Below are 16,969 nucleotides of genomic sequence, written 5' to 3' on the forward strand. Positions count from 1 at the left end.
AGCAATGGTCGCGTGGGCCCAGCGGACCGGACCATTCCTGCTCACGAAGTGGGCGAGGACGCACGCGAGGACGCGCGCACGACCGTCAGTCGACGTCGATGACCGTCAGGCGACGGGTCGGACGCGTCATCGCGACGTACACCGCGGCGGCGGCGCGGGCGGCGTCGGCACCCACGCCGTCCGGGTCGACGAGCAGCACGCCGTCGAACTCCAATCCCTTGGCGTCCGCACCCGTCAGCACCGTGAGCGAGCCGGCGTTCGGCGAGGCGAGGCCCCGGACGTCCGCCTCGGTGCGGGCGAGCCGCTGCCGGACCGTGTCGACCTGGGCCTCGGGGACGATGACGCCGATGGTGCCGGAGCCGATCCGGGCACGCTCGGCGTCGGCGACCGCCACGACGGTGTCGAGCAGGTCGGCCCGGGCGACGCGGACGCGCTCGACGGGGTCACCGTCGCGAACGGCCTCGTTGCGGGTGACCGTGAGGCCGGCGCTGTCCGCGAAGGCCCCGGCGGCCTCGACGATGGAGCGCGGGGTGCGGTAGTTCACCGTGAGCTGCTCGATGCGGTGGTCGAGCGGCACCTGCGGCGCACGGCCGCGTCGGCGACGCGCGAGCGCCCCGATGACGTCGTCCCAGGTGCGTGCGGCACCCGGCGAGGAGCCCTGCGCCATGTCGCCGACGATCGTGAAGGAGCGCAGCGGGTTGCGGCGGGCGAGCACGCGCCACTGCATCGGCGAGAGCTCCTGCGCCTCGTCGACGACGATGTGCCCGTAGGTCCACTCGCGGTCGTCGGCGGCGCGCTCGGCGGTGGAGCGGGGGTCGCCGCCCTCGGCGAACGAGCCGGCGACCTGCTCGGCGCTGACGATGCCCTCGACACCCATGTTCTCGATGGCCTGGCGGGCGTTCTCGATGTCGCGGTTCCGGCTGGCCTTCGCCGCGCGCTTGGCGGCGCCGCCGGTCGGGTCGAACGGGCCGAGCAGTTCGGCGGCCTCGTCGAGCAGGGGGACGTCCTCGACGGTCCAGGCCGTGCCGCGGGCGCGCTGCAGCAGGGCTCGGCGCTCCGGGGTCCAGTCGGGGGTGAGCGAGGCGAGCCAGTTCGGCCGGGCGTAGAGGTCCTCGAGGAACTTCTCGGGCGGCAGCGGCAACCACGCGGTGTTGAGCAGCACGCGGGCGTCGTACGAGCTCCGGATGTCCTCGCGCAGGACCTTCTCGTCGGCCTCGTCCACCGTGGTACCACGCTCCCGCAGCTGCTCGGCGAGCAGGCGGGTCATCGCGTCGAGGGCGGTCTTGTTGAACGTGACGCGGGCGGCGTTGTGCGGCTTGCCGCGGTCCTGCGCACGCTTCATGGCGTCGGCGACGAGCTGCGGCGGCACGACGAGCCGCTCGCCCTCGATGTCGAGCGTGACCGACTCGGTCGGCACGACCTGGCGCGAGCGCACGGCCCGGCGCAGCAGTGACGCCATCTGCGCGGCGCCCTTCACGGCGGCGACGTCGCGGGTGTCGTGCGTCGTCGCGTGCACGCCCGGGTAGAGCGAGCCGAGCGACGCCATCACGACACCGGTCTCGCCGAGCGACGGGAGCACCTGCTCGATGTACGTCAGGAACGCCGGGGACGGGCCGACCATGAGCACGCCGGAGCCCCGCAGCCGCTCGCGGTAGGAGTAGAGCAGGTAGGCCGCGCGGTGCAGCGCCACGGCGGTCTTGCCGGTACCGGGGCCGCCCTGCACGATGAGCACGCCCTCGAGCGGGGAGCGGATGATGCGGTCCTGCTCGCCCTGGATCGTCGCGACGATGTCGGTCATCCGGCCGGTACGCTCGGCGGTCACCGCGGCGAGCAGCGCCCCTTCGCCCTGCAGGTGGGTGCGCTCGTCGTCGTAGAGCGAGGCGTCGAACACCTCGTCCTCGACGCCGACCACGCGACGGCCCTGCAGCGACAGGTGCCGGCGGGAGCGCATGCCCATCGGGTGCGCGGCGGTGGCCTGGTAGAAGGCGCTGGCACCGGGGACGCGCCAGTCGAGCAGCAGCGGCCGGTGGTCGGCGTCGCGCAGCCCCACTCGGCCGATGTACCGGAAGGTGTCGTCGGGGTTGTCGGGCTCGGCGACCTCGAGCCGGCCGAAGACCAGACGGTCCCCCACCCGCTCGAGCGTCGCGACGGTGTCCTCGTAGAGCCGCGCGTACGCGTCGCGCTCGCTGCGGCTCTGGTGGTTCCCGCCGACCGCCTGTCGGCGGGTCTCGGCGAGGCGCTGTTCGGCCTCGGCGGTCAGCTCGTCGAGACGACGGAAGAGGCCGTCGACGTAGCCGCGTTCACGGTCGATCTCGGTCGGTTCGGACACACGCAACCCTTCGGGAAGAGGGGGAACCAGTGTACTGCCCACCGGGAGCCCCGCTGTCCCCGAAGGGTCGCGTCGGAGTCACATCTCTTCGTGCGTGTCCGGGTCGCCGTCCCACAGACGACCGCGCTCGAGCGCGGAGATCGCCTGCACCTCGTCGTCGGTCAGCTCGAAGCCGAAGACGTCGAGGTTCTCCTTCTGGCGGGCGGCGTCACCCGACTTCGGCACCGGCACGGCACCGAGCTGGACGTGCCAGCGCAGCACGACCTGGCCGGGTGCCACACCGTGCGCCGCGGCGGCGTCGACGATCGGCTGCTCGGTGAGCAGTTCCGACCGCTTCGCGAGCGGGCTCCAGCTCTCGGTCACGATGCCGAGCTCCTGGTGCACCTTCCGCAGTTCCGCCTGGGGGAAGTACGGGTGCAGCTCCACCTGGTTGACGGCCGGGGCGACCCCGGTGGCGTCGACGATCCGGCGCAGGTGCTCGGGCGTGAAGTTCGAGACGCCGATCGAGCGGACCTTGCCGCTGTCGCGGAGGTCGACGAACGCCTTCCAGGTGTCGACGAACTTGTCCACCGACGGGTTCGGCCAGTGGATCAGGTACAGGTCGACGTGGTCGAGCCCCAGGTTGCCGAGGGTCTCGTCGATCGAGCGGTGCGCCTCGTCGTAGCCGTGGTGCCGGCCGGGGAGCTTCGACGTGACGACGAGGTCCTCGCGCGCCACCTCGGACTCGCGGACGGCCGTGCCGACGGCGTCCTCGTTGCCGTAGTTCAGCGCCGTGTCGAGCAGCCGGTAGCCGCTCGCGATCGCGGTGCCGACCGCGGCAGCGCCCTCGTCACCGTTCAGGCCGTACGTCCCGAGGCCGAGCTCCGGGAACCGGTGGCCGTCGTTCAGCTCGATCGTCGGGGCACCGACCTGCATCAGCGGACCCCGAGCAGGTCGATCACGAAGATCAGGGTCTTGCCGGACAGGAAGTGGCCACCACCGGCGGGGCCGTAGGCGAGCTCCGGCGGGACGACGAGCTTGCGGCGGCCGCCGACCTTCATGCCGGGGATGCCCTCCTGCCAGCCGCGCACCAGGGCCGCGAGCGGGAAGTCGATGGGCTCGCCGCGGTTCCAGGAGCTGTCGAACTCCTCGCCGGTCTCGTACTCGACGCCGGCGTAGTGGACCTTGACGGTCGAGCCGGCGGACGCTTCCTCGCCGGACCCCTCGACGATGTCGGTGATGACGAGCTCGGTGGGGGCGGGGCCCTCGGGGGCGTCGAACTCGGGCTTGCTGTTCAGGTCAGTCATGCCGATCAGTCAACCAGAGCGCGCACCGGGCACGCGCAACGAGCGTCCAGCCCGCAGAATGGTTCCACCGTGACACCATCGACTCCCGCACCGCCGCGCCGCCGCCTGCTCGCCGACCTCACCCCGCTCCGCCGCTCCCCCGCCTTCGCCCGGCTGTGGGCCGGCACCGCGATCGCCGGCATCGGCACACAGATGACCACCGTCGCCGTCGGGCTCGAGGTCTACGAGATCACCCGCTCGACCTTCGCCGTGGCCCTGGTCGGTGTCATCGCGCTCGTGCCGATGATCGTCGCCGGCCTGTACGGCGGGATGCTCGCCGATGCCTTCGACCGACGCCTCGTCGCGCTCGTGTCGTCGATCATCGCGTGGGTCGCCGTCGCCCTGATCGCCACGCACGCCTGGCTCGACCTGCACAGCGTCACACTGCTCTACGTGCTCGCGACGGTGAACGCCGTGGCCGCCACCGTCAGCAACGCCTCCCGCTCGGCCATCGTCCCGCGGCTCGTCGGCACCGACCTGCTGCCCGCGGCGAGCGCCCTGGGCGGGATCGCGTCGGGGTTCCAGGTCACCGTGGGTCCGGCGATCGCCGGTGTGCTCATCGCGACCGTCGGGTTCGCCCCGACCTACACCATCGACGTCGTGCTCTTCACGTTCGCGTTCCTCGGGGTCTTCACGCTGCCGCGGATGGCCGCCGACCACGACGCGCTGCGCCCCGGGCTCGGGTCGCTCATCGAGGGCGCGAAGTTCCTGCGGCGGTCGCGCAACATCACGATGACGTTCGTGCTCGACATCGTCGCGATGACCTTCGGGCAGCCACGTGTGCTGTTCCCCGCCATCGGCGCGCTCGTCATCGGCGGTGGGTCGATCACCGTCGGTACCCTGACCGCCGCGTACGCGATCGGTGCGCTGCTGTCGAGCGTCTTCTCCGGGCCGCTCGGGCACGTCCGACGCCAGGGCGAGGCCGTCGGCTGGGCCATCACCGCGTACGGCGGGGCGATCGCGGCGTTCGGTGTGGTCATCGCGTTGGCGCACGTGCTCGGCGGCCGCTCGGGTGAGGCGTTCGGCGTCGAGATCCTGCCGGCGCTCGGGCTCGCGGCGCTGTTCCTGGCCATGGCCGGCGGTGCGGACAACGTCAGCTCGGTGTTCCGGAACACGATCCTGCAGGCGGCGTCGCCGGACGGCATGCGCGGTCGGCTGCAGGGCATCTTCATCGTCGTGGTCACGGGCGGCCCGCGGCTCGGTGACCTGTACGCCGGCCTGGTCGTCGCGGCCGGCATCGCGTACCCGCCGGTCATCGGCGGCGTGCTGATCATCGGCCTCGTCGCGCTGCTGCTCCGGATGGTCCCCTCGTTCCGCCGCTACGACGCCCTGCACCCCCACGCCAACTGACGGGCGGGTCCGCAAAACACCGGTGTTCGCGCCTGGAACACCTGCGTTCCGCGGTGCGGAGCGTGGACACCGGTGTCTTGCAGGAGCTCGCGACGCGACCGAAGGGCGGACGGGAGGCCCGGGGCGGGCCCGCCACGCGCCTCCAGGCCGTCACGTGTCGGGTACCGTACGACACATGCCGGACAGCGCATCGCGCGACCTCCAGCGGACGGGAGTCCGCGCCGTCGTCCGGCGCACCTACCACTCCGTCATCCGGCACCGCGTCGTCGACGCGGCAGCGTCGCTGACGTTCTTCGCGCTCCTGACGGTGTTCCCGACCGCGTTGGCGGTCGTGTCGGCGCTGTCGATCGTCGACCGCAAGGGCGACAGCCTGACCGACATCGTCGAGGTCCTCGGGTTCATCGTCCGGCCGGAGACCGCCGAGCACCTCGAGGGGCCGCTCCGGCAGCTGCTGACCCTGGACAACCCGTGGCTCGGGTTCACGATCGGCGTCGTGCTGACGCTCTGGTCGCTGTCCGGCTACGCGACGGCGTTCGGGCGGGCGATGAACACCGCCTACGAGGTCGAGGAGGGCCGGCGGATATGGAAGTTCCGCAGCATGATGCTCCTCGTCACGCTGCTCGTCATGGTCGGCGGTGCCGTCGCCATCGTCATCCTGCTCGGGACGCCGACGATCTCCGAGGCCGTGATCCGGCAGCTCGGGTGGGCGCCCTGGATCGACGACGTGTGGAACGTGGTGAAGTGGCCCGTGCTGGCAGCCGACCTCGTCGTGATGGTGGCGGTGCTCTACTACGCGACGCCGAACGTGAAGACCCCGCAGCTGCGGTGGGTGTCGGCCGGTGCCGCGTTCGCGATCGTGACCTGGGCCATAGCCACGGTGGGGTTCGCCCTCTACGTGGAGACCCTCGGTGGCGGGAACCGCGCCTACGGGTGGCTCGGTGGCGCGATCCTGCTGCTCGTGTACCTGTACATCTCGAACTTCGTGCTCGTGGTCGGCGGGGAGCTCGACTCCGAGGTGATCCGGATGCGGCAGCTGCTCGCCGGCATCGAGGCGGACGAGTCGATCCGGCTGCCGCTGCGGGACGTCACGCGGAACTTCACGCTCGCGCGCTGGCGGGACCAGGACATCGCGGCCGCCCAGCACGTCCGGGCCGAGGCCGCGCGGGTCGCCGAGGAAGAGGACGCCGAGCTGACCCCGAACGAGGAGCACCTGCGGGCGATGGCGCAGCAGGTGCGGGTGGGCGAGCGGCCGCTGCCCTGACGGGCGTGTGTGCGTGCGGTGCTTGCGTTCTTGGGGCGCGGACGCCCCGCGTCAGCCCTTGCGCGCCTCGGCGTCCAGCATCTCCTCGGTGATGATCGGGATCGCACCCGTCGCCAGCTCGATGCCCGACAGCCGTGCCGGGCTGAGCACGCGCATGACCTGGTCCTCGTCCATCAGGCCCGCGGCCACGACGAGCGTCGAGATCGGCGTCGAGGTGGTCAACGCCGTGTGCGCGATCGACGCCGCGGCCGCGTACCCGATGTACGGCGTGAGTGCGGTGACGACGCCGACGTTCGTGTCGACCTGGGCCGCGAGCTTCGCCTCGTTCGCCTCGATGCCGACGACGCAGTGCTCGCGCAGGGTCGCGCAGCCGCGGGACATCCACTGCAGCGACTGCAGGATCGAGTGGGCGATGATCGGCTCGAAGGCGTTGAGTTGCAGCTGCCCGCTCTCCGCCGCCATCGTCACGGTGGTGTCCGCCCCGGCGACCGCGTAGGCGATCTGGTTCACGACCTCGGGGATCACCGGGTTGACCTTGCCGGGCATGATCGACGAGCCGGCCTGGCGAGCGGGCAGGGTGATCTCGCCGAGACCCGCCTGCGGACCGGACGACAGCAGGCGCAGGTCGTTGCAGATCTTCGAGAGCTTCGCGGCACTGCGCTTCACGGTGCCGGACAGGGTCATGAACGCACCGGCGTCGCTCGTCGCCTCGATGAGGTCGGGGGCGGTGACGACGTCGATGCCGCTCGCCTCCTGCAGCTGTCGGCGGACCTCGTCGCGGTAGAGCGGGTCCGCGGTGATCCCGGTGCCGATCGCCGTCGCGCCGAGGTTCATCTCGGCGAGCAGCGGCATCACCTTGCGGAGCAGGTCTGCGTCCTCTTGGATCGTGTGCGAGAAGCCGGTGAACTCCTGCCCGAGGGTCATCGGCACGGCGTCCTGCAGCTGCGTCCGGCCCACCTTCAGCACGTCGGCGAAGGCGCGGCCCCGCTCGGCGAACGCCGCGGAGAGCTCCTCGAGCTGCACGATCAGACGACGGACCCCGAAGATCATCGCGATCTTGATGCTCGTCGGGTACGTGTCGTTCGTGGACTGGCTGCGGTTCACGTGGTCGATCGGGTGCAGGTACGCGTAGTCGCCCCGCTCCCGCCCGAGGAGTTCGAGTGCCCGGTTCGCGAGCACCTCGTTCGTGTTCATGTTCGTGCTCGTCCCGGCGCCGCCCTGCACGACGTCGACGACGAACTGCTCGCGGAGTGCTCCGTCGCGGACTTCCTGCGCTGCACGGTCGATCGCGTCGGCGCGCTCTTCGTCGAGGACACCGATCGCCCGGTTCGCCCGCGCGGCCGCCTGCTTCACGGTGACGAGCGCCTCGATGAGGTCCGGGTACACGGCGATCGGTACGGAGGTGATCGGGAAGTTCTCGAGTGCCCGCAACGTGTTGATGCCCCAGTACGCGTCGTTCGGGACCTCCCGTGATCCCAGCGAGTCGCTCTCGGTCCGCGTCGTCGTCGTCACAGGTGCCTCCTCGTTGCCGGTCACACGTCGAGGCTAGTCCCGTCCGTCCGGCCGGTCCGGGAACGCGCCGGGGCTGGGCGGAGCGGGCGGCGTGCCCGCGCGAGCGGGCGGAATGCCGCGGTCGCCTCGGCAACGCACGCTGGCATTCCGCCCGCTCGCCCGCGACGGACGGGAGGCCCGGTGCCAGGCCGCCACGGGCCTCCCGTCCGCCCGCGCACTTCGTGAGCAGAAGGGGTCGGGTTCCACACGGCGACTCGACATCTCCTGCTCACCAAGCGCGCCGCCCGCGCGAGCGGGCGGAATGCCGGGGTCACTTCAGCCACGCACGGCGGCATTTCGCCCGCTCGCCCGCGACGGCCTGGAGGCCCGGTGCCAGGCCGCCACGGGCCTCCCGTCCGTCCGCCCGCGCCCTTCGTGAGCAGAAGAGGTCGGGTCACGGACGGCGACTCGACATCTTCTGCTCACCAAGCGCGCCGCCCGCGCGAGCGGGCGGAATGCCGGGGCCACTTCAGCCACGCACGGCGGCATTTCGCCCGCTCGCCCGCGACGGCCTGGAGGCCCGGTGCCAGGCCGCCACGGGCCTCCCGTCCGTCCGCCCGCGCCCTTCGTGAGCAGAAGAGGTCGGGTCACGGACGGCGACTCGACATCTTCTGCTCACCAAGCGCGCCGCCCGCGCGAGCGGGCGCGGCGGGCCCGGCGAACGCGCGACGAGTGAGCGTGCCCGTCAGTGGAACTGCGGGACGATGAGGTAGATGCCGTAGAGCACGACGGCGCCGCACACGACGAAGCAGGCGATGGCAGCGGCGCGGAGTGCGCGTGCGGCCGCCGAGGCTCCGGCGGGGTTCGGGAAGCCGGCGGTGGCCGGGCCGATCGTTCCGTCGTCCTTCACGGTGAACTTGCCTTCGCGGGTGTCGGCGGCACTCCAGAGACGGAGGCCGACCGAGTACACGGCGACGACGAAGCACGACGAGACCACGGCGACGAGCGCCACGGTGAGGAATGCGAACCAGTCGATGCCCATCAGCGGTCTCCCCCTTCGAGGAATGCAAAACGGCGTCCGTCAAGCGCGATGCCCATCAGCGACGGCCTCCCTTGCGGGCCGCCATGCGACGGAGCGTGCGCTCGCGGCTCAGTTCGGCGCGACGCTGGGCGACCGCGTCGGCACGCTTCTTGCGCTGCATGTCACGCAGCTCCTTGCGGGTCAGGACCGCGTTCGCGGCGACGTCGACCTCGATCGCGGAGGCCTGCTCGTGCGGCTTGCGGAGCGACCACAGGTACAGGCCGAGGATCACGACGGCACCGATCACGGCGTCGAGCACGAGCCCGATGACACCGAGGCGGGCGATGCCCGAGGCGACCGCACCGACCGCGGCGGCCGCGGGCAGGGTGATGAACCAGGCGATGACGATCTTGCCGGCGGTCGACCACTGGATCTTCGAGCCGCGGCGGCCGAGACCGGCACCGATGATCGAGCCCGAGGACACCTGCGTGGTCGACAGTGCGAAGCCGAGGTGGCTGGAGGCGAGGATCGTCGCGGCGGTCGAGGCCTCGGCGGCGAAGCCCTGCGTCGCACGGATCTCGGTGATGCCCGAGCCGAGGGTGCGGATGATGCGCCAACCGCCCGTGTAGGTACCGAGGGCGATCGCGAGGGCACAGGCGACGACGACCCAGAACTGCACGCCCTGGTTCGACGACTGCGCGCCCGAGGCGATGAGGGTCAGCGTGATGACACCCATCGTCTTCTGCGCGTCGTTGGTGCCGTGCGCCAGGGACACCATCGAGCTGGTGAAGACCTGCCCGATGCGGAACCCGCCACGCTCGTTCGGGAACACCGGACGCTTCGTGATCCGGTACGCGATGCGCGTCGACAGGAACGACACGAGCGCGGCGATCACGGGCGAGGCGAACGCCGGGATGATCACCACCGTCAGCAGCGCGACGTAGTTGACCGACTGGAACCCGGCACCGACGATCGCGGCACCGATCAGCCCACCGAACAACGCGTGCGACGACGACGACGGCAGCCCGCGGAGCCACGTGATCATGTTCCAGACGACTGCCCCGATCAGGCCCGCGAAGATCATCTCGGGGCTGATGGCGACGCCACCGGGCCCCTCGTTGATCAACCCGTGCGAGATCGACGTCGCCACGGCGGTGCTGAGGAACGCACCGACCAGGTTGAGCACCGCAGCGACGGTGACCGCCACCTTGGGCTTCATGGCGCCGGTCGCGATCGGGGTCGCCATCGCGTTGGCGGTGTCGTGAAAACCGTTTGTGAAGTCGAAGAAGAGGGCCAACGCGATGACCAGGACGACTATGAGTGTGATGTCCACCGCGGGCAAGTGTCCCAGGCGTCGGCCCTTCGAGCAAACCTGATCGGCCACCTGTTGTTCACCGGAGCTTCACACTCGTTCAGGTTCGGAACCATGCCGATGGAAGAATGGGTCCATGGACACCGCTGAGCTCCTCATCCTGCTGATCGGATCGCTCGCGGTGACGGGGTTCGCCCGGGCCAAGGGACTCCCCGCTCCGCTGCTCGTCACGGCGGTCGCCCTGGCGGCGTCGTTCCTGCCCGGGCTGCCACCGATGGAGATCGACTCCGAGGTCATCCTCACGGTGATCCTGCCGCCGCTGCTCTACTCGGCGGCCCTCGACGTGTCGTGGCAGAGCTTCCGCGGCTCGATCAAGCAGATCCGACGGCTCGGCATCTTCCTGGTGATCGTCACCGCCCTGGTCGTCGGCGGGGTGGCGTACCTGCTCATCCCGGACATGACCCTGCCGGCGGCGATCCTGCTCGGCGCGATCGTCGCCCCGCCGGACGCGGTGTCCGCCGCCGCGATCGGCCGGAAGCTCGGACTCCCCCGCCGCGTCATGACCGTGCTGTCGGGCGAGAGCCTGATCAACGACGCGGCATCGCTGACCCTGGTGCGGGTGTTCACGCTCATCATCGCCGGGACGTCGCTGACCATCTGGCAGGACCTCGGCATCTTCGGCCTGGCGATCGGCGTCGGTCTGGTCGTCGGGATCGTCCTCGGTGTCGTCGTGCACTGGATCCGGATGCGCATCAACGACCCCGTGGTCGAGACGATCATGAGCATCCTGCTGCCCTTCGTCGCCTACATCCTCGCCGAGGACCTGTCCGGCTCCGGGGTCATCGCGGTCGTCACGGCGGGCCTGTACATCGGCTACAACTCGCCGAAGGAGGGCTACGCGACCCGCCTGCAGGAGCGTCCGCTCTGGACGAGCATCGACGTCATCCTCGAGGGCTTCGTTTTCGCGCTCATCGGCCTGCAGCTCAACACCGTCGTGCAGGACCTGGTCGAGAGCGAGCGGAGCCTCGGGCAGACGCTCACCGCCGCGGCCGTCGTGCTCGTCGTCGTGATCCTGGTGCGGCCGCTGTTCGTGTTCGAGTCCTACGCGCGCAACCGCATCAACGGGAAGTGGCTCCGGCCACTGCGGATCAAGCTGTCCCGCGGGCACCCCTCGCTGCGGTGGATGCGCGGTTCCGCGGAGCCGAAGCTCAACTGGCGGGAGCTCACCGTCATCTCCTGGACGGGCATGCGCGGTGTGGTGACCCTGGCCGCAGCGGTGTCGGTCGTGGCCAGCCCGACACAGATCCCGGCACAGGACACGATCTTCATCATCGCCTTCTTCGTCACCGTCGGCACCCTGCTGCTGCAGGGACTCACCCTGCCGTTCGTCATCCGCGCGCTCAAGGTGCAGGACCCGGCCGAGGGCGAGGAGGACGTGCGCAGCGAGATGCGGCTCAACCAGCGCACCACCGAGGCCGCGATCGAGCTGCTCGAGAAGCGGCGTCCGGCGTGGGCGAAGCAGTACGGCTCGGAGGCCGTCGACTCGGTGGTGAACCGGCTGAAGGCGCGGCTGGAGCGCCAGGCCGAGACGTTCCGTCAGGACGCCGAGGAAGAAGAGGACGAGGGGCGGAACGTCGCACTGCGCCTCCGGGGCTCGCAGATCCAGGACATCCGACGCGAGCTCCTCGACCGCCGCCGCGAGATCGTGCTCGAGGAGCGGGAGAAGGGGAACCTCGACGAGGAGGTCATGCGCCGCGTGCTCGTGACCCTCGACGCGGAAGAACTCGCCATGGACTCGGCGCAGGCGTCGCGCAGTCGCTCCTGAGTACCCCGGGCGTATCCTGGCGCTCCGATCGAGAGCAGGAGCAGAGCGCCGAGTGAGCACGCCGCGGAACGACGTCCCCAGGAACGACGACGGACCGGAGCGCCCCGGCGGTTCCCGTCCCACGCCGCCGAAGCCGCGCGGGACCCGGCCCTCCGCACGTGGGACCAAGCCGCGTCGTGGTGGCAAGGTCGCCGGGCACACGCGTTCGGGCCCCCGGCGACAGGCTCCGGTACCCGCGCCCCAGCAGCACGGCGCCTACCGCCGGTGGTACTCGACCCTGCACCCGTCGCTGCAGCTGATCGGCCTGCAGCTCTGGATGCCGCTGTTCTTCATCGTCGGGTTCTGCCTGTGCTACGTCTTCGCGTTCCACGCCCCGCACCCGCACGACGTCCCGATCGCCCTGATCGGCAGCGACCCGGCGTTCGTGCAGGCGGTGCAGCAGGCGTTGCCGGGCGAGTTCGTGTTCCACACGTACGACTCGCTCGCGCAGGCGAAGCGCGACGTGGTGGGTGGCTCGATGGCGGTCGCGTACGACCCCGCTGCGAACGAGTTCTTCAAGGCGAGCGCGCACCAGTTCCAGGTCGCGAGCCTCGTTCCGGCCACCCTCACCGCGGTGCTGACCGGCCTGGGCGGGGCGACCCCGAAGGTCACCGAGCTCGCACCGCTGCCGGCGTGGGACGAGTACGGCACCGTCGCGATGTACGTCATGCTCGCGTGGTGCATCGGCGGCTACATGGTCGCGATGTTCATCGGCATCATGGGCGGCCCGCTCCGGCACCGCACCCGGATGACGGTCATCGTGGTCGGCGGCCTGGTCATCTCGCTCATCACGAACACCCTCGCCGGGCCGGTGCTCGGCGCCATCCACGGGCACTGGATCCAGCTCGTGCTCATCGCCTGGGGCTGGATCGTGGCGATCGGCCTGGCGGTGAACGGCCTGAGCTACTTCGTCGGCCGGTTCATCGCCGCACCCGCGATGATCTGCTTCGTCTTCCTGTCGATGCCGTCGTCCGGCGGTGCCTACCCGAAGTGGTTCATGCCCGAGCCCTTCGCCTGGCTGAACAACGTCGTCGTCGGCTCGAGCATGGTCGACATGATCAAGCACCAGGTCTACGGCGTCGGCCCCGGCCCGGCTCGCGGCCTGATCACGATGGCCTGCTACGCCACGGCCGGCCTGGTGCTGATGTACTTCGGCAAGAAGTGGTGGGAGCGCCGACGGATCCGCGCGATCGTCACCGGCCGGACCACGATGTTCCAGGACGCCAACACCGCCAACCGCGAGTTCCTCGGCGGGCAGCGCGACGCCGAGCTCGAGCGCCACGGCCTGACCTCCACCGAGACCGGCACCCTGAGCGTGCTGCGTGACGACGACTGGGAAGACGACCGCACCGGCGGTGACGTCTTCACCGGCGGTCGCGACGGCCTCGAGCCGGATGCGACGCCGACCGGGCGCATCGCCGTGCAGCGCCCCGCGAACCGGAAGGAACCGCGACCAGCGGCGGCTTCGCACGGCAAGCACGCCGACCGCTGACGCGTATCCTGATCGGATGAACCCGCGCATCACCTGGCACCGCGTCCTCATCACCGTCGTCGTCGTGTTCCTCGTGATGACGGTCGGCTTCTACGCCGCGAGCGTCCTGCTCGCGCCCGCCGACGGCCGCGGCACCGCCGGGCTGTTCGTCGGGTGGGCGATGTTCTCGATGATCGGCGCGATCGTCGTCGGCATCATCGACTTCTTCGTGCGGCCCCTGGGTGGCCGGAGCGGCGACGCCGACGTCATGGCCGCCGCCGAGGAAGCGCGCACCGGCAGCACCCGCACCCAGCAGCCGCGCTAGCAGCAAGCAGCAAGCAGCTACTCACCCACGCCGACACCGACACCCGTCCCGGTGAACCCGGCGACGGTCGCGTCGTCCTCGGCGAACGTGAACCGCGCGCGGACGCTGCCGCCCGCGAGCACCCCCGGCAACCAGTACCGGGCGTCGTCCCACATGGCGTCGTACGGGACGGTGTCGACGGGGATCCACCGCGGCTCCAGTTCGTCGGAGCCCGACGGGTCTCCCTGCCAGCGGCGGCAGACGAAGACGTCCGAGACCTGGGACCAGGACGGTCGGTACGGGAACCGGTAGTCCAACGTGCCACGGGCCTCCAGGTCGACCGCGTCGATCCGCAGGCCGACCTCTTCACGCACCTCGCGCACGGCGGTCTCGACCGCCGACTCGCCGGGCTCGCGCTTGCCGCCGGGGCCGACCAGACGGCCCGTGCCGAGGCCGCGGCGCTTCTCCCCCAGCAGGACCTCGGGGCCTGCCTCGCCGTCGCGCAGCAGGTACACGACCACCACCCGGGGATGCTGGGACTTGCTCTCGTCGCGAAGGGTCACGCGTCCAGTGTGACCGATGGAGTGTCGTACGCTTTTCCCATGGCAGGCGTGCTGCGGGGGCACCATGGCTGAGCCCCGCAGGACCGGGCGCAGCCTCGAAGTGCTGCGCGCCGAGGCCGCCGAGGAGATCTCGATGCTCGTCGAGCACCGCAGTCGTCAGGGCGAGGACCCATGGGAGTTCATGCCGACGCTCCCCACCGTCGACGAGCAGGTCGTGCTGATCCTGCGCGCGGACGCCGTCGACCTGGACGAGGCGATCGGCAAGCGGCACGCGCAGTGGTCGAGCCACCCGGCGTCCGGGCAGGGCACCCGGCTGGGCGAGGAGTACCACCGGCTGCGCCGGATCGCGCTGCAGCACCCCGAGCTGACGCCCGCCGTGTGGAAGCTGCTGGGCGCGCTGCCCGAAGCCGGCTGAGCTGCGGTTGGATGGACGCATGACCGAAACCGTGCTCGCCGTCCTCAACCAGCCCTCCCGCGACGCTGCGCCGCACGACCCCGCGGCGGACGCCTTCACCTGGGCGAAGCCGCTCGAGGAGCACGTGCAGGTGCAGGACCTCGGCGTGACGCGCGGCGACGGCGTGTTCGAGACGATCACGGTGATCGACGGTCGGCCCCAGGCCCTCGAGGCGCACCTCGCCCGCTTCGGCCGCTCCGCCGCGATGCTCGACCTGCCCGCCCCGGACCCGGAGGCCTGGCGCCAGGCCATCGAGGCCGTCTGCGCCCGCCTCGACCCGGTGCGCGAGGCCTTCGCCAAGACCGTCCTGACCCGCGGCGTCGAGGGCACCGACCGCCCGACCGGGTGGGTCTACGCCGCGCCGTCGGGCGACTCCACGGCCGCACGTAACGAGGGCATCTCCGTCGTGGTCCTGGACCGCGGGTACCGGCACGACGTCGAGCGCACCTCGCCGTGGCTGCTGCAGGGCGCGAAGACGCTGTCGTACGGCGTCAACATGGCCGCCCTGCGCGAAGCCGTCCGCCGCGGCGCCGACGACGCCCTGTTCGTCTCGAGCGACGGATACGTGCTCGAGGGCACGCGCGCCAACCTGATCATGAAGGTCGGCGACCGGCTCGTCACGCCCCGCACCGACATCGGGATCCTGGCCGGCACGACGCAGGCCGACGTGTTCCGCTTCGCTGAGCAGGAGGGCATCGAGACCGCCTACGAACTCGTCACCCTCGCCGACCTGGCAGCGGCGGACGCGCTCTGGCTCGTGTCGAGCGTGCGGCAGGCTGCGCCGATCCGTTCGGTGAACGGCGACGCGCGTCCGATCGACGCCGAGCTCACGACGCGCATCAACGACTTCCTGCTGGCGCGCGAGGTCTGAGCACGGGCTGACCGCTCAACCCGGAAGACGCCGTCGTGTCCGCGAGACGCCGCGGAATCGAGCGGCGTCTCGCGGGCGTGACGGCGTCGTGCCGACACGACGGCGTCTCGCGACCGGGCACCTGACGGACGGGAGGCCCGTGGCGGGCCCGACACGGGCCTCCCGTCCGCCTGTGGCTGAGCCCACCGCGTCACGCAGGACGCCGGCGTCTCGTGGTCCCTACCAGCGCGGGGTGGTGACGCCCGCTCCGTCGGTCCACGTGAAGACGGGCTTGCCGTCGATCCAGACGCGCGTCGCGCGGCTGGTCGCGTCGAGCGGATCGCCGTCCCAGAGCACGAGGTCGGCGTCGTAGCCCTCGGCCAGCCGACCGACGCGGTCCCCGAACCCGAGGAACTCGGCCGGGTTGACGGTGAGCGCCTCGAGTGCGGTCTGGGCGGGCAGGCCCTCCTTCACGGCGGCGGTCGCCTGGTCGACGAGCATGTTGATCGGCACGACCGGCGCGTCCGTCGTGATGGCGACCCGGACCCCGGCCGCCGCGATCGTGGCGAGGTTCGGGATGCCGCGGTCGCGGAGCTCGACCTTCGAGCGGCTGGTGAACAGCGGGCCGTAGATGACCGGGATGTCCTTGGCAGCCAGCACGTCGGCGATCTTGTGCGCCTCGGTGCCGTGGTTCACGACGAGCCGGTAGCCGAACTCCTCGGACAGGCGGATCGCGGTGGCGATGTCGTCGTGGCGGTGGGTGTGCTGGTCCCAGACGAGCTCGCCGTCGAGCACCCGGACGAGCGTCTCCTTCGTCAGGTCGCGGGCGAACGGCTCGTCCTTCGCGGCTGCGGCGTCGCGGGCGGCCTGGTAGTTCTGCGCCTCCACGAAGGCGTCGCGGATGATCTTCGCGACACCGAGCCGGGTCGAGGGCGTCTGGCCCTTGCCGCCGTAGACGCGCTTCGGGTTCTCGCCGAGGGCGCTCTTCACGCTCACTGAGTCGGAGATGAGCTGCTCGTCGATCGTGCGGCCACCCCAGGTCTTGATGGCGACGCTCTGCCCGCCGATCGGGTTGCCGGAGCCGGGCTTGACGACGATGCTCGTGATCCCGCCGGCCAGGGCGTCCCGGAAGCCCTCGTCGTCGATGTCGATCGCGTCGATCGCGCGGACGCCGGCCATGTTCGGGGCGGTCATCTCGTTCGTGTCGTTGCCGGCCTCGCCGTTGGCCTCCTCGTGGATGCCGACGTGGCCGTGCGCCTCGACGAAGCCGGGGACGAGCCACGAACCCGCGGCGTCGATGACCGTCATCCCCTCGGGCGGGGAGACGTCCGGACCGATCGCGGTGATCCGGCCGTCCTCGACGACGACCGCGCC

Annotated in this window: 15 protein-coding genes; 7 read left to right on the forward strand and 8 right to left on the reverse strand. The window is 71.1% G+C overall.

Features of this window, described 5'->3' with window-relative positions:
* Positions 1-85 precede the first annotated feature (85 nt).
* From DEI98_RS11235 to DEI98_RS11245, 3 genes are all read right to left on the reverse strand, one after another.
* Positions 86-2,329, reverse strand: coding sequence for an ATP-binding domain-containing protein (locus DEI98_RS11235; protein WP_258370806.1), 2,244 nt, complete (start codon positions 2,327-2,329; stop codon positions 86-88).
* Positions 2,330-2,407: 78 nt separating this feature from the next.
* A complete protein-coding gene (locus DEI98_RS11240; protein WP_111100783.1) occupies positions 2,408-3,244 on the reverse strand; it encodes an aldo/keto reductase in 837 nt (278 codons plus the stop codon).
* Positions 3,244-3,615, reverse strand: coding sequence for an FKBP-type peptidyl-prolyl cis-trans isomerase (locus tag DEI98_RS11245; RefSeq protein WP_173035534.1), 372 nt, complete (start codon positions 3,613-3,615; stop codon positions 3,244-3,246). Before DEI98_RS11245 ends, DEI98_RS11240 begins: the two co-directional genes overlap by 1 nt.
* 69 nt (positions 3,616-3,684) lie before the next feature.
* Between DEI98_RS11245 and DEI98_RS11250 the strand changes: the two genes are divergently transcribed.
* Positions 3,685-5,004, forward strand: coding sequence for an MFS transporter (locus tag DEI98_RS11250; protein WP_111100784.1), 1,320 nt, complete (start codon positions 3,685-3,687; stop codon positions 5,002-5,004).
* Between the two features lie 175 nt (positions 5,005-5,179).
* Complete coding sequence (locus DEI98_RS11255; protein ID WP_110864715.1) at positions 5,180-6,265, forward strand: YihY/virulence factor BrkB family protein; 1,086 nt, start codon at positions 5,180-5,182, stop codon at positions 6,263-6,265.
* A 51-nt stretch (positions 6,266-6,316) separates the two neighbouring features.
* Here the strand turns inward: DEI98_RS11255 and DEI98_RS11260 are convergent, their stop codons facing one another.
* From DEI98_RS11260 to DEI98_RS11270, 3 genes are all read right to left on the reverse strand, one after another.
* Positions 6,317-7,801: an aspartate ammonia-lyase gene (locus DEI98_RS11260; RefSeq protein ID WP_111100785.1), complete on the reverse strand. Its 1,485-nt coding sequence runs from the start codon at positions 7,799-7,801 to the stop codon at positions 6,317-6,319.
* 700 nt (positions 7,802-8,501) lie between these two features.
* Positions 8,502-8,798, reverse strand: coding sequence for a hypothetical protein (locus DEI98_RS11265; RefSeq protein ID WP_027464739.1), 297 nt, complete (start codon positions 8,796-8,798; stop codon positions 8,502-8,504).
* A 55-nt stretch (positions 8,799-8,853) separates the two neighbouring features.
* Positions 8,854-10,110 carry an inorganic phosphate transporter gene (locus DEI98_RS11270; RefSeq protein ID WP_035807670.1) on the reverse strand — a complete coding sequence of 419 codons (1,257 nt, stop codon included), beginning with the start codon at positions 10,108-10,110 and terminating at the stop codon, positions 8,854-8,856.
* A 115-nt stretch (positions 10,111-10,225) separates the two neighbouring features.
* Between DEI98_RS11270 and DEI98_RS11275 the strand changes: the two genes are divergently transcribed.
* From DEI98_RS11275 to DEI98_RS11285, 3 genes are read left to right on the forward strand one after another with little or no spacing between them, the layout of a single operon-like run.
* Positions 10,226-11,914 carry a sodium:proton antiporter gene (locus DEI98_RS11275; protein ID WP_110859250.1) on the forward strand — a complete coding sequence of 563 codons (1,689 nt, stop codon included), beginning with the start codon at positions 10,226-10,228 and terminating at the stop codon, positions 11,912-11,914.
* A 52-nt stretch (positions 11,915-11,966) separates the two neighbouring features.
* Complete coding sequence (locus DEI98_RS11280; RefSeq protein WP_111100786.1) at positions 11,967-13,445, forward strand: ABC transporter permease; 1,479 nt, start codon at positions 11,967-11,969, stop codon at positions 13,443-13,445.
* Positions 13,446-13,461: 16 nt separating this feature from the next.
* The gene (locus tag DEI98_RS11285; protein ID WP_110864711.1) at positions 13,462-13,749 is read left to right on the forward strand and encodes a hypothetical protein; all 288 of its coding nucleotides are present in this window, start codon (positions 13,462-13,464) and stop codon (positions 13,747-13,749) included.
* 17 nt (positions 13,750-13,766) lie between these two features.
* Here the strand turns inward: DEI98_RS11285 and DEI98_RS11290 are convergent, their stop codons facing one another.
* Positions 13,767-14,291, reverse strand: coding sequence for an 8-oxo-dGTP diphosphatase (locus DEI98_RS11290; protein ID WP_181438017.1), 525 nt, complete (start codon positions 14,289-14,291; stop codon positions 13,767-13,769).
* Positions 14,292-14,355: 64 nt separating this feature from the next.
* Here DEI98_RS11290 and DEI98_RS11295 point away from each other — a divergent pair, with 64 nt between their 5' ends.
* Positions 14,356-14,706: a tryptophan synthase subunit alpha gene (locus tag DEI98_RS11295; RefSeq protein WP_027464736.1), complete on the forward strand. Its 351-nt coding sequence runs from the start codon at positions 14,356-14,358 to the stop codon at positions 14,704-14,706.
* 19 nt (positions 14,707-14,725) lie between these two features.
* Entirely contained in the window at positions 14,726-15,616 is an 891-nt protein-coding gene (locus DEI98_RS11300) for an aminodeoxychorismate lyase (RefSeq protein ID WP_111100788.1), read from the forward strand.
* Positions 15,617-15,835: 219 nt separating this feature from the next.
* Here the strand turns inward: DEI98_RS11300 and DEI98_RS11305 are convergent.
* A partial coding sequence (locus DEI98_RS11305) for an amidohydrolase (protein WP_111100789.1) occupies positions 15,836-16,969 on the reverse strand: 1,134 nt, incomplete at its 5' end.

Source organism: Curtobacterium sp. MCLR17_034 (assembly GCF_003234485.1).
Lineage (GTDB): Bacteria > Actinomycetota > Actinomycetes > Actinomycetales > Microbacteriaceae > Curtobacterium > Curtobacterium flaccumfaciens.

Bases quoted from the DNA above. Each gene is read 5' to 3' on its own strand.
- DEI98_RS11240 (WP_111100783.1), bottom strand. From the start codon at position 3,244: ATGCAGGTCGGTGCCCCGACGATCGAGCTGAACGACGGCCACCGGTTC.
- DEI98_RS11245 (WP_173035534.1), bottom strand. From the start codon at position 3,615: ATGACTGACCTGAACAGCAAGCCCGAGTTCGACGCCCCCGAGGGCCCC.
- DEI98_RS11255 (WP_110864715.1), top strand. From the start codon at position 5,180: ATGCCGGACAGCGCATCGCGCGACCTCCAGCGGACGGGAGTCCGCGCC.
- DEI98_RS11265 (WP_027464739.1), bottom strand. From the start codon at position 8,798: ATGGGCATCGACTGGTTCGCATTCCTCACCGTGGCGCTCGTCGCCGTG.
- DEI98_RS11275 (WP_110859250.1), top strand. From the start codon at position 10,226: ATGGACACCGCTGAGCTCCTCATCCTGCTGATCGGATCGCTCGCGGTG.
- DEI98_RS11285 (WP_110864711.1), top strand. From the start codon at position 13,462: ATGAACCCGCGCATCACCTGGCACCGCGTCCTCATCACCGTCGTCGTC.
- DEI98_RS11295 (WP_027464736.1), top strand. From the start codon at position 14,356: ATGGCTGAGCCCCGCAGGACCGGGCGCAGCCTCGAAGTGCTGCGCGCC.
- DEI98_RS11300 (WP_111100788.1), top strand. From the start codon at position 14,726: ATGACCGAAACCGTGCTCGCCGTCCTCAACCAGCCCTCCCGCGACGCT.